Below are 12,232 nucleotides of genomic sequence, written 5' to 3' on the forward strand. Positions count from 1 at the left end.
TAGTAAAACAAATGGATTTAGTGTCCGGTCCCGCAGACGAAATCTCGGACACGACGGCACAGGGCAGTGCCATCGGAGGCAAGTTGATGTCCATGCAATGCCGCAGGACCCAAGGCTCGGGGACGCCTCCGCGCGTTCGCGGCGGTCAGGAGCGACGCTCATGACCGCCACCGCCCCGAACCTGCTGGAGATGCGGTCGATCACCAAGACCTTCCCCGGTGTCACCGCGCTGGCCGATGTCAGCCTCGCCGTGCGGGAAGGTGAGATCCACGCGATCTGCGGCGAGAACGGCGCCGGCAAGTCCACGCTGATGAAGGTGCTCAGCGGGGTTCACCCGCACGGCAGTTACACCGGCGACATCGTCTACCGGGGCGAGAAGGTCCGGTTCGACGGCATCCGGGCCAGCGAGCAGGCCGGCATCGTGATCATCCACCAGGAACTGGCCCTGGTGCCCGGCATGTCGATCACCGAGAACCTCTTCCTCGGCAACGAACCGCGAAGGCGCGGTTCGATCGACTGGAAGAGCGCCCAGCGCCGGGCCCTGGAGCTGATGGAGCAGGTCGGGCTCCGCGAGGACCCCGACACCCTGATCAAGGACATCGGCGTCGGAAAGCAGCAACTGGTCGAGATAGCCAAGGCGTTCGCGAAGGACGTCAAGCTGCTGATCCTCGACGAACCCACCGCGGCCCTCAACGAGGCCGACTCCCAGCACCTGCTGGACCTGTTGCGCGGTTTCCGCGAGCGGGGCATCACCTCGATCATGATCTCGCACAAGCTCAACGAGATCGAGGCGGTCGCCGACACCATCACGATCCTGCGCGACGGCCGCACCATCGAGAGCCTCGACGTCAAGGCCGACGGCGTCAACGAGGACCGCATCGTGCGGGGCATGGTCGGTCGCGAGCTCGACAGCCGCTTCCCCGACCGCACCCCCGACATCGGCGAGGTCTTCTTCGAGGTCCGCGACTGGACGGTACGGCACCCGGCCTCGGAAGAACGCATGGTCTGCAAGGGCTCCACCTTCAACGTCCGCCGCGGGGAGATCGTCGGGTTCGCCGGACTCATGGGCGCAGGCCGCACCGAACTCGCCATGAGCCTGTTCGGCCGCTCCTACGGCACCTGGCTGTCCGGGCAGATCTTCAAGGACGGCAAGGAGATCCGGCTGAAGACCGTGGCGGACGCCATCGGGCACGGACTCGCCTACGTCAGCGAGGACCGCAAGTCGATCGGCCTCAACCTCCTCGACGACGTCAAGACCTCGATGGTGGCCGCCAAGCTGTCGAAGATCGCCCGCCGCCGCGTCATCGACCCGGTGCGCGAGCACCGCATCGCCGAGGACTTCCGCGCCGGCCTGCGGATCAAGACACCCAGCGTCGACGAGGGCGTCGTCAAGCTCTCCGGCGGCAACCAGCAGAAGGTCGTCCTGGCCAAGTGGATGTTCACCGACCCCGACCTGCTGATCCTCGACGAGCCGACCCGAGGGATCGACGTAGGCGCCAAGTTCGAGATCTACGGGATCATCCAGCGGCTCGTCGCCCAGGGCAAGGGCGTCGTGGTCATCTCCTCTGAGCTGCCCGAGCTGATCGGCCTGTGCGACCGCATCTACACGGTGTTCGAGGGCGCCATCACCGGTGAGGTGGCGCGCGCGGACGCGGATCCGGAAGTCCTGATGAAGCAGATGACCGCTACCAAGAAGAGCCCCACTCCATGAGCCGCATAACTGACCTGCAGAAGAACCTCTTCGGGGGCACGACCTCCAACGCCCGACAGTTCGGCATGATCTCCACCCTGGTGGCCATCGTCGTGCTGTTCCAGATCTGGACCGACGGGCTGACGCTGACCTCCGGCAACCTCATCGCCGTCGTCAGCCAGTACTCCTACATCCTGATCCTGGCCGTCGGGATGCTGATGGTGATCGTCGCCGGGCACATCGACCTGTCGGTCGGCTCCGTCGCGGCGTTCACCGGCATCGTCGTCGCCAAGGCCATGCAGGAGCACTCGCTTCCCTGGCCCCTGGGCATCCTGCTGGGCCTGCTCGTCGGCGCGGCGATCGGCGCCTGGCAGGGCTTCTGGGTCGCCTACATCGGGGTGCCCGCGTTCATCGTGACCCTCGCCGGAATGATGCTGTTCCGCGGCGCCAACCAGTACATCGGCAACGCCGACACCGTCCCGGTGCCCGAGGGCTTCCGCAAGATCGGCGCCGGCTTCCTGCCCGAGGTCGGGCCGGACACCGGCTACAACAACCTGACCCTGCTGCTCGGCCTGGCCGCGTGCGCGGGCGTCGTCTGGCGGGAGTGGAAGGCACGGCAGACCCGACGCGAGATGAAGGCGGACCTCGCGCCGCTGTGGGTCACCGGCGTCCGCCTGGCCGTCATGATCGCCGTCATCGTCTTCGCCACGCTGCGCTTCGCCGGCGGCCGCGTCGGCACCAGCCTGCCGATCTCCGGCATCATCCTCATCGCCCTGGTCCTGGCGTACTCGCACTACACCCGCAACACCATCGGCGGCCGGCACATCTACGCCGTCGGCGGCAACGCACGCGCCGCCGAACTGTCCGGCGTGAAGCTCAAGCGGGTCAACTTCGCCGTCATGATGAACATGTCGATCCTGGCCGCCCTCGCCGGCATGATCTTCGTGGCCCGGTCCGCGGCCTCCGGCCCGCAGGACGGCCTGAGCTGGGAACTGGACGCCATCGCGGCCGTGTTCATCGGCGGAGCGGCGGTATCCGGCGGCCTGGGCACCGTCAGCGGCTCCATCGTCGGCGGCCTGGTCATGGCCCTGCTCAACAACGGACTCCAACTGCAGGGCGTCGGCTCGGACATGGTCCAGATCATCAAGGGCCTGGTCCTGCTGCTCGCCGTCGCCTTCGACGTCTACAACAAGAGCCAGGGACGCTTCTCCATCATCGGAACGCTGACCCGCCCCTTCCGACGCGACGACCCGGCGGACACGGCAGCACCGCCCGCCCCGGCCTCCGACGCGGACAAGACCAAGGTCGCGGGATGAGGGCACAGCCCGCTCACCACCACCCACTGACGGCCGGACACCCGGTCCCCTGACCACCGGGTGTCCGGCTCCCCCACCCGCACCACCCGCACAACCCGCCACCGGTCCAGCATCCGGCGGCCGAACCGCACCACCCAGCCACGCTCGACGGCACGCAGCACTCCCGCAACCAGCACCCACGAAGGGCACCACTCCACCATGCGCAAACTCCTCCTCAGAAGCATCACCGCCGTCGGCGCCGCCGCCCTCCTCACCCTGAGCACGGCCTGCTCCAACGAACGCGAAGGCTCCTCCAGCAGCGACAGCGCCGGCGCCAAGGGCTTCTCGAAGGGCTCCCTGATCGGCGTCGCCCTGCCCGCCAAGACCTCCGAGAACTGGGTGCTCGCGGGTGACCTGTTCACCAACGGGCTGAAGGACGCGGGCTTCAAGGCCGACGTCCAGTACGCGGGCGCCTCGACCACCGTCGCCGACCAGCAGGCGCAGATCTCCTCCATGGTCACCAAGGGCGCGAAGGTCATCGTCATCGGCGCGACCGACGCCTCGCAGCTGGCCACCCAGGTCAAGCAGGCCAAGGACGAGGGCGCCACCGTCATCGCCTACGACCGGCTCATCACCAACACCCCGGACGTCGACTACTACATCGCCTTCGACAACTTCAAGGTCGGCCAGCTCCAGGGCCAGGCCCTGATCGACGGCATGAAGGCCAAGAAGCCCAAGGGCCCCTGGACGATCGAGCTGTTCTCCGGCTCGCCCGACGACAACAACTCCAAGGTCTTCTTCGAAGGCGCGATGCAGGTCCTCAAGCCCCTCATCGACAAGGGCGACATCGTTGTCGGGTCGGGGCAGAAGGACATCAAGCAGACGGCGACGCAGGGCTGGAAGGCCGAGAACGCCCAGCAGCGCATGGACTCCCTGCTGACCTCCGCGTACAGCGGCAAGAAGACGCTCGACGGCGTCCTGTCCCCCAACGACACCCTGGCCCGCGCGATCCTCACCTCGGTGAAGGGCGCCGGCAAGCCGATCCCGGTCGTCACCGGCCAGGACTCCGAGGTCGAGTCGGTCAAGTCGATCATGGCGGGCGAGCAGTACTCGACGATCAACAAGGACACCCGCAAGCTCGTCGCGGAGACCGTCAACATGATCAAGTCCCTGCAGAAGGGCGACAAGCCGACCCTCAACGACACCAAGTCGTACAACAACGGTGTCAAGGTCGTCCCCGCCTACCTCCTGCCGCCCGTCATCGTGACGAAGAAGAACGCGGCCGAGGCCTACGCCAACGACCCCAAGCTGGCCCCGCTCACCAAGTAACACCAACCGCCGCCTTCGCCCGCCCCGTCAGGCTCCCGGGGCGGGCGAAGGCCTGCACGCCCCGGCAGGCAGGTTGCTCAGCGGTGCAGAGCCGGCTCGTAGATGAGCTCCTGCGTACGGCCGTCGAGCGTCCGGCTCTCGATCAACTCGAGGTCGAAGTCTGCCGCCCCCGCGAAGATCGGGTAGGTCCCGGTCCGACCGCTGACCACCGGGAAGATCGTCACCTGGACGCGATCGACCAGTCCGGCGGCCATCAGCGCCCGGTTCATCGACAGGCTGCCGTGCGAGCGCAACGGCACCGCGGAGTCCTCCTTGAGCCGGGCGACGACGTCGACGGCATCGCCGGCCTCGACGGTCGCGTCCGGCCATGCGCCGATCCCCGTAAGCGTCTTCGACACCACGGTTGTCGGCATGCCGCGCATCCGGGAGTTCACCGGATCGAGGTCGGCCACCGGGATCGGCCCCAGCAGCTTCTCGAACAGCCGGAAGGTGTTGGCCCCCAGCACCATCCGCTGCTCTTCGCTGATCACGGCAAGGCGGTTGCCAAGGAACTCAGGTCCCTGTTTGCCCCAGTAGCCGCCCCAGTCGCCGTCAGGGCCGTAGGAGCCGTAACCGTCGAGGGTGGCGAAGACGTCCCAGGTGTAGATGGCGCTCATGATGCTCTCTCCGCGTGCGCTTGATGGCGTGTCGTGGATACAGACGAAGCACCACGGCGAAACTCATCGCACTCGGGAACGTGGAATCAGGAGGCGGCCGTAAAAGGGCACCGCCGTCCTGGCGGGCGAAAATCTCAGTTGCTCCGGACCCTGGCGGATGAATACTGGCTGTCGTCTCAAGTGATCGGGTCTGCATCCGGCGCTTCGAATCGGACCGGCGGAAGGGCCTGCGAGGATGACCATGCACGATGACCAGGTGGACGTGACCACCGACATCGTGGCGGCCTTGATCCAAGAACAGTTCCCTCAGTGGAGCGACAAGGCGATCCAACTCATGTCGTCGACCGGGACGGTCAACGCCATCTTCCGCATCGGGGACGACCTCTCTGCGCGTTTCCCCCTGCGACTGGTCGACGCCGCACAGGCGCTGGCGGTTCTGGAACAGGAAGCCCAGGCGAGCGCGGAGCTGGCACAGGTCTCCCGGGTTCCCGTCCCGGAACCCGTCGCCCTGGGTATGCCCGGAGCGGGTTACCCCATGCCGTGGTCGATCCAGACCTGGCTGCCGGGAACGGTCGCGTTCGATGCCGATCCGAGCGGGTCGGACGCTTTCGCCGCGGACCTTGCGGCATTCATCTCAGCCCTGCGGGGCGCCGAGACGCGAGGGCGGCGCTTCAACGGCGACAACCGCGGCGGCGTTCTCGCTCACCACGACGACTGGATGGCGAAGTGCTTCGAGGAGAGCAAGGGGCTCCTCGACGTGCCCCGGTTGCGCCAAGTGTGGAGCGACTTCAGGGAGTTGCCACGCACGGCTGCCGACGTGATGAGCCATGGTGACCTGATTCCCGGCAACGTACTGGTCGCGGGAGACCGGCTCGCCGGCGTCCTCGACACCGGCGGCTTCGGGCCGGCCGATCCCGCGCTGGATCTGGTCAGCGCCTGGCACCTGCTGCAGACAGGCCCGCGGGAAGTGCTCCGACGGACGCTGGACTGCGACGATCTGGAGTGGGAGCGCGGCAAGGCATGGGCGTTCGAACAGGCGATGGGGGTTGTCTGGTACTACGCCGAGACCAATCCGACGATGAGCGGAATGGGACGCCGGACACTCGACCACATCCTGGAGTCGATGGGGTGACACCGCCCCGATCCCGCCCCGTGCTGAATCCCTACTGCTCGGCGCCGTCTTCGATCAGGCGGCGGTGGAGTTCCTGGGTCATGGCATGGATCGCGCGCGTCAGATCGGTGTTGGTCTTGAGTTCCAGTTCCTGCTCGACGAAGTCGTGGTCCGCCTTCAACTGCTGGAAGGCCGCCTGCCGATTCTGACCGATCATGACGAAGGTGGACAGGAAGATCGCCTCCAGCGACACCACCAGGGTCAGCGTGGGCCAAGGACTGGCCTCGAAGAACAGCATCCACACCGCGAAGACAACGGCATGCACATAGACGAAGGGCATCGAGCCCGCGAACCGGGTGATGCCGTCGGCGATCCGCAGCTGAACGTCCTCCGCACGTTTCCTGCGATGCGCCACCACCGCGGGGTGATGCCGGTCCGTACCCTGCTGCACGCCCATAACAGCGCCTCTCACGTAGCGGGTTGCGCTCCCCCGCAGCCCGGCGAGGGCAGGACGGGGAACCACCGATCTCCCGCAGCCTAAGCGGCGAACTCGCCGTGGAGGTCGCTCCCTGTGTGGGACGGCGACGACCGACCCCGGGACACAGCCCACCGGCCCGGGTCCCTCGGCACGTCGGGAGGGACATCCGGCCCTGCCCGCGCCATCACCCAACGCGTTGACTGGGCAGTACGAGCGCCGCTCTCGGACTGACCGCGGGGGCGCCACCCGCGCCCTCAGGCCACCTCATCCGTGGCTCCGCGGTGCGCGGGCTTGAGAACACTCAGGCCGCCCATGACAGACGGGGGCCAGAACGGAGGGACGTCATGACCGACGCTCCGCAGCAGTCCCACGCCTACCTCGTCGGCGGCGGCATCGCCACCCTCGCCGCCGCAGCCTTCCTGATCCACGACGGCGGCTTCCCCGGCGAGCACATCCACATCCTGGAGGAGCTCCCGGTCGTCGGCGGCTCCATGGACGGCAGTGGCGATCAGCCCGCGGGCTACGTCTCCCGTGGCGGGCGGATGCTGGAGGACGAGGCGTACGTCTGCCTGTGGAACCTCCTGGAGACCATTCCGACCCTCACCGACGACACGGTCTCGGTGCGCGACGAGATCCGGGACTTCAACGCCAAGTGGCCCACCGACGCCAAGGCCCGCCTGATCGGCAAGGGCACCACGATCCTGGATGCCGCGGACTACGGACTCGACGCACGGGACCGGCTGGAGCTGACCCGGCTGCTGGTGCTGCCCGAGGCGGTGATCGGGGCCCGCCGCATCGAGGACTTCTTCTCGCCGCACTTCTTCGAGACCAATTTCTGGGCGATGTGGCGTACCACCTTCGCCTTCCAGAACTGGCACAGCGCCATCGAGCTCAAGCGCTACTTCCTGCGCTTCATGCAGGAGTTCCCGCGCATGCACACGCTGTCCGGGGTGCGCCGCACCCGGCTCAACCAGTACGACTCCATCATCCGCCCGGTGCGGGCCTGGCTGGAGGCCCGTGGTGTGGTGTTCGAGCATGGAGTACGCGTCACCGACGTTGACTTCAGCACCGAGGACGACGGCACTCGTCGGGTACGTCGCCTCCACATCGACCGCGCCGGACAGCCCGACATCTACGAACTCACCGACTCCGACTACGCGTTCATCACTCTCGGCTCGATGACCGCCGACGCCGCCTACGGCGACGATGCCAAGGCTCCGGAGCTGGTGCGCGGCAAGCGGGACGGGAACTGGCGGCTGTGGGAGACGATCGCCGCCAAGGCGGACGACTTCGGGCGGCCGGGAGCCTTCAACGGCAACGTCGACGAGGCGAAGTGGGAGTCCTTCACCCTCACCATGCGCAGTCCCTTGCTGCTGCACCGCATCGAGGAACTGTCCGGCAACCTCCCGGGCACCGGCGCGCTGATGACGTTCAAGGACTCCAACTGGCTGATGTCCATCGTGGTGCCGCACGCCCCGCACTTCGACGGGCAGCCGGAGGACGTCTACACCCTGTGGGGTTACGGCCTGTTCGTCGACCGCGAGGGCGACTTCACCGGCAAGACGATGGCCGAGGCCACCGGCCGGGAGATTCTCACCGAACTGCTCGGACACCTCGGGCTGTCCGACATCGAGGAACAAGTCGCGGCCACCACGACCGTGATACCGGTGATGATGCCCTACATCACCAGCCAGTTCGCACCGCGTACCCTCCACGACCGGCCGCTGGTCGTCCCACGGGGCTCCGCGAACTTCGCCTTCCTGGGCCAGTTCACCGAGATCCCGGAGGATGTGGTCTTCACCGTCGAGTACTCCGTGCGCGGCGCCATGCACGCCGTCTACGGCCTCCTCGGCCTCGACGACCACGAGATCCCCGGCATCTACCACGCCCTCGCCGACCCCAAGACGGCACTTACCGTTCTCAAGGCGGCCCTGGCCTGAACCACGCGCTGAACGGCGGACTGGAGACCAGCACGGCCAGCGGGTTACGGGCGGCGGACGCCACGTCGGATTCCCCGCCCCCTGAGGCGAACCTCAGCTTGCTCAACCTATCGATATTCGATAGATTCCCATCGTAAGTCGATGGAGGGGTGGGTCATGGGAAAGCTGGCAGTGCGTGCGCTGCGCGCCGTGCTCGTGGTGGTTCTCGCCGGCACGGTGTTCGTGCAGGCCGGGATGGTGTGGGTGCTGGTCGGCGGCAGCGACAAGGAGGACGGGACTGTGCCGCTCACCGCTCTGCGCGTGATCACCTTCCTGGGCATGGTGGCGGCGCAAACCGCTCTGACCAGCGTGTGGCGACTGGTGACGATGGTGCGCCGCGGCACCGTGTTCTCCCACGACGCGTTCCGGTACGTGGATCGGGTGATCGGCGCGATCGTGGCGGCCGCTCTCCTGTGGTTCGCGGTCACGGGCTTCAACGTACCGGGGCAGCGGGACGACCCAGGCGTCACCGTCATCATGGCCGGAGTCGGCGTGGCCATTCTGGGGGTCGCGCTCATCGTGCTCGTGCTGCGGATGCTGCTCGCACAGGCCGTCGCCCGCGATCTCGAAGCGGCGCAGCTGCAGGCCGAGCTGGACGAGGTCATCTGATGCCGATCGCCGTCGACATCGACGTGATGCTGGCCAAGCGGAAGATGTCCGTGGGCGAACTCGCCGACCGCGTCGGGATCACCCCCGCCAACCTGGCGGTACTCAAGAACGGGCGCGCCAAGGCCGTGCGCTTCGCGACGCTCGCCGCACTCTGCGAAGTACTCGAATGCCAGCCGGGCGACCTGCTGCGCTGGGAGCCCGAGAACGCCGTGGTCGAATGACACCGCCTCGGCCGTGGAGAGGGATGCGCGCAGGGTGTCGTCGACCTCCCCTCAGTGCAGGCCGAGGAGAAGGACGGCGATCACGAAAAGGGCGATCAGCACGGCCACTCGCACGGCGCCCCACGAGCTCTGCTGTGACGGGTCGGGAGGCTGCGGGGGCGGAGCCGTGTGCGCCGTACTGCCCGCGGTGTCCGTTGTCCTCGCACTCGTGGCCGGCGTCCGCGTAGGCACCGAGGCGACCGGTACCGACTCGAACAGGTCGGCCTCCTGGCGTTCCACGCGAGCGCACCAAGGGCAGGAGTCCAGGTGGGCGGCGTAGGTGTGATGGGTGCGGACGGCGCAGGACGCCGTCTCGTTCCGCGTCGTCTCCAAGGCCTCGAACCACTCGGCGGGCGTGGGCCGGAGCGTGGGATCGGACGGCGAGCTTCCGAAAGTGCGCTCGGCCAGGGCGCGGAGCGCGGGCGGCAGGATCTCCGGTGTGACCGTCCCCCGGGGCATGATGACCCGCTGCGGCTGGGTCACGTACGAGGTCCCCTCGGCGATGCGGCTGCCTATGGAGATGCTGACCGAGCCCAGGTCCTTCGGATAACCACCGAACGGGTGGGTGCCGCCGGTCAGCAGCTGGAACACACAGATCGCGAGGGCGAAGCTGTCACTCGCCTGCGAGGCCGGCGCGCCCTCCTGGCGCTCGGGCGCGCTGTAGGCGGGCGTGTGCATGTGGGAGCTGAAGCGCGCCCCGCCGCCCGGGTCGTCGAAGGACATCGAGTCGCAGTCGAGGAAGGTCACGAATCCCCCCTGGTCCACCACGATGTTGCGGGCGGAGAAGTCCCCGACGACGATGTCCTCACTGTGCAGGCGGACTGTCAGGTACGCCAGATTCCAGGCAACTCCCAGCAGGAAAGCCCAGTTCAGCTCCGGCCGGAACGACGAGGCCCGGGTCCGCTGGTCGAACAGGGCCGCCAGCGGCACATGCTCCGGCTGGGCGAAACGCCGCATGACGTAGCCGACGGTCGAGCCGTCGGCGCCCGCCGCCAGCGCGTTGGGCCAGGCAAGTTCCGGGGCCTGGCTGCCGTCGGTGGCCCGGTCGGCCAGCGGGCGCATCCGGATCATGCTGGTCAGCCGCCGCCGTTGATCCTCGCCGGGAGGGTCGTGGTAGATCTTCACCACGCGCTGCGGCTGTCCGCTGATCGCGTAGACCGTCGCCTGGCCGCCCGAGGCCAGTGGCTCCTGCTCCAGCGGTGTGCGCTCACCGTCGACGAAGACCTCGCTCATCGGCCTCGAACCGCCCTGACCAGGGTCTTGTCGTCGGCGTTGTCCGCGGCCAGCCGTCGTGACTCCAGCAGCCGGGTCAGTTCCGCCTCCTCCTGCTCGGCCCCGATGTCCCGCTCCATCGCGCCGAGCACCCGGGACACGAAGTCGTGCTTGGCGCGCTTGCGGTTGTTGCCCGGGAACTCCACGGCGGCCTGGGTCAGTCCGTCGGTGGACAGCAGGATTCCCGTCACCTCCTCATCCAGGACGCATGCGGTCTCCAGGCGCCGCGAGACATCGTCCGAGGTGACGAAGAACGCCTCGTTGCTGTACTCGCTCACCGGGGCGGGCTGGGGCAGCAGATGGAACAGCGGCTCCCCGTCGCGGGTTCCGGTGCGCAGTACGGCGAAGCCGTCGCCGACGCTGAGATAGCCGAGCCATCGCGGGGTGTGGAGGACGACCGTCAGGGTGGTGGCGAAGTCCTCCGGCCGCGGTCGGGTCCGGCGCCGGAACTCGGCACGCAGCACGGTGAACCGGGACCGCAGGAAATCCTCCACGTCCCGTGGGTCCTCTGGAAGCCCGGAGGAGGGCAGGAAATACAGGTCCGCGAGTTCCACGGCCGTCTGCGCGCCCTCTCGGGAGCGCGGGCGGCTGCCCGCTCCGTCGGCCACGGCGAGCAGAAAGGTGTCGGGGCCCGTGCCCCGGAACGCGAAAGCATCCTGGCAGGGCGCGTTGTCGCGGCGGTGCCGGTGACCGGTCACGCTGGTCCCGTGCAGCCGCCAGGGTGGCGTAGTCGTCCTCATGTTCGCCGCGCTCATGTGTTCCACGCCGACCGCTGTGTGGTGAACCGGGCGAAGATCTTCTGGTAGACCTCCTCACCGTCACCCTTGTCCTGGGTGCCGGCGCTGGCGGACAACATCTGCAGCACCTGCCGGAACGGAAATCCCTGCAGACGGGCGTAGTACCGGGGCGCGATGGCACGCAACACCTGCTCGCCGTGCGGGGAGATCCCTCCGACGCCGATGGCGAACAGCCGGAACTTCTTCTTCTCCTGCTGGTCGGTGAGCATCGGCACGATCTGCCGCCAGTCGTCGGTCTGACGGCCCTCGGTGTCGGTGGGCTGTCCGTCGGTGATGAGGCAGATCTGCGGACGGTAGTAGAGGTGGCCCGCGGCGCGCAGCGCCGCCTTGCGGGCGGCGACGAGGCGAACGGCGGTGCGCAGCGCGTCCGTCATCAACGTGACGCCGCTGGCCTGCAGATGCGGCGCGCCGAACGCGTGCGCCGCGACGAAGGCGTTGGGGTCCGCGGCGTCGGCCAGCATCGTGGTGCCCTTCCAGGTGCACACCCGCCGGCCGCCGAACGTGATCAGGGCGACCTCGACGCTGTTGCAGAGGTTGATGTCCGCCCGGAGCTCGCGGACCCAGTCCTGCAACGCCCGGTTGAGCATCGTGATGGGCTCGTCCGCCATGGACGAGGAGGTGTCCAGGCACAGCACCAGTGGCTGCCTCTGGGCGTTGCCCTCGGGCAGGATGTCGTTGTAGTAGAGCGGAACGCTTCGCGAGGCGTCGTCGTGCATGGGCATACCCCTGTGGATCGCTGTCGCAGTTGTCGCGGTG

12 protein-coding genes are annotated in these 12,232 nt (G+C 67.9%); 7 read left to right on the forward strand and 5 right to left on the reverse strand.

Annotated elements, in window-relative coordinates; translation table 11 throughout:
- Positions 1-160: 160 nt before the first annotated feature.
- The 3 genes from mmsA to ACQF4J_RS02565 all read left to right on the forward strand — a co-directional run bounded on the left by mmsA (position 161) and on the right by ACQF4J_RS02565 (position 4,314).
- Positions 161-1,711 (forward strand): multiple monosaccharide ABC transporter ATP-binding protein, encoded by a 1,551-nt coding sequence (mmsA, locus tag ACQF4J_RS02555; RefSeq protein WP_351567839.1) that lies wholly within the window; start codon positions 161-163, stop codon positions 1,709-1,711.
- Positions 1,708-3,006, forward strand: a complete 1,299-nt coding sequence (gene mmsB, locus ACQF4J_RS02560) for a multiple monosaccharide ABC transporter permease (protein ID WP_351567831.1) — start codon at positions 1,708-1,710, stop codon at positions 3,004-3,006. The genes mmsA and mmsB overlap by 4 nt, the downstream gene beginning before the upstream one ends.
- Before the next feature lie 198 nt (positions 3,007-3,204).
- The gene (locus ACQF4J_RS02565) at positions 3,205-4,314 is read left to right on the forward strand and encodes a sugar-binding protein (RefSeq protein WP_351567828.1); all 1,110 of its coding nucleotides are present in this window, start codon (positions 3,205-3,207) and stop codon (positions 4,312-4,314) included.
- Between the two features lie 77 nt (positions 4,315-4,391).
- On the opposite strand, the gene ACQF4J_RS02570 is transcribed toward ACQF4J_RS02565, so the two are convergent.
- Positions 4,392-4,970, reverse strand: a complete 579-nt coding sequence (locus tag ACQF4J_RS02570; RefSeq protein WP_427164394.1) for a dihydrofolate reductase family protein — start codon at positions 4,968-4,970, stop codon at positions 4,392-4,394.
- Positions 4,971-5,205: 235 nt separating this feature from the next.
- On the opposite strand from ACQF4J_RS02570, the gene ACQF4J_RS02575 reads away from it, so the two are divergent.
- A complete protein-coding gene (locus tag ACQF4J_RS02575) occupies positions 5,206-6,102 on the forward strand; it encodes an aminoglycoside phosphotransferase family protein (protein WP_351567823.1) in 897 nt (298 codons plus the stop codon).
- Between the two features lie 31 nt (positions 6,103-6,133).
- Here the strand turns inward: ACQF4J_RS02575 and ACQF4J_RS02580 are convergent, their stop codons facing one another.
- Positions 6,134-6,538 (reverse strand): DUF1003 domain-containing protein, encoded by a 405-nt coding sequence (locus ACQF4J_RS02580; RefSeq protein ID WP_351567821.1) that lies wholly within the window; start codon positions 6,536-6,538, stop codon positions 6,134-6,136.
- Between the two features lie 365 nt (positions 6,539-6,903).
- Here ACQF4J_RS02580 and ACQF4J_RS02585 point away from each other — a divergent pair, with 365 nt between their 5' ends.
- From ACQF4J_RS02585 to ACQF4J_RS02595, 3 genes are all read left to right on the forward strand, one after another.
- Positions 6,904-8,499 (forward strand): oleate hydratase, encoded by a 1,596-nt coding sequence (locus ACQF4J_RS02585; RefSeq protein ID WP_427164395.1) that lies wholly within the window; start codon positions 6,904-6,906, stop codon positions 8,497-8,499.
- Positions 8,500-8,655: 156 nt separating this feature from the next.
- Positions 8,656-9,147: a DUF2975 domain-containing protein gene (locus ACQF4J_RS02590; RefSeq protein WP_427164397.1), complete on the forward strand. Its 492-nt coding sequence runs from the start codon at positions 8,656-8,658 to the stop codon at positions 9,145-9,147.
- Positions 9,147-9,368, forward strand: a complete 222-nt coding sequence (locus ACQF4J_RS02595; protein ID WP_351567812.1) for a helix-turn-helix domain-containing protein — start codon at positions 9,147-9,149, stop codon at positions 9,366-9,368. The genes ACQF4J_RS02590 and ACQF4J_RS02595 overlap by 1 nt, the downstream gene beginning before the upstream one ends.
- A 51-nt stretch (positions 9,369-9,419) precedes the next feature.
- Here ACQF4J_RS02595 and ACQF4J_RS02600 read toward each other — a convergent pair whose 3' ends face one another.
- From ACQF4J_RS02600 to ACQF4J_RS02610, 3 genes are read right to left on the reverse strand one after another with little or no spacing between them, the layout of a single operon-like run.
- Positions 9,420-10,640 (reverse strand): protein kinase, encoded by a 1,221-nt coding sequence (locus ACQF4J_RS02600; RefSeq protein ID WP_427164398.1) that lies wholly within the window; start codon positions 10,638-10,640, stop codon positions 9,420-9,422.
- Positions 10,637-11,419, reverse strand: a complete 783-nt coding sequence (locus ACQF4J_RS02605; RefSeq protein ID WP_427164400.1) for a PP2C family serine/threonine-protein phosphatase — start codon at positions 11,417-11,419, stop codon at positions 10,637-10,639. The genes ACQF4J_RS02600 and ACQF4J_RS02605 overlap by 4 nt, the downstream gene beginning before the upstream one ends.
- An 11-nt stretch (positions 11,420-11,430) precedes the next feature.
- Positions 11,431-12,198, reverse strand: a complete 768-nt coding sequence (locus ACQF4J_RS02610) for a vWA domain-containing protein (protein ID WP_427164401.1) — start codon at positions 12,196-12,198, stop codon at positions 11,431-11,433.
- Positions 12,199-12,232: the final 34 nt, after the last annotated feature.

The organism is Streptomyces sp. C1-1, from assembly GCF_050214755.1.
In the GTDB taxonomy this organism is placed as follows: domain Bacteria; phylum Actinomycetota; class Actinomycetes; order Streptomycetales; family Streptomycetaceae; genus Streptomyces.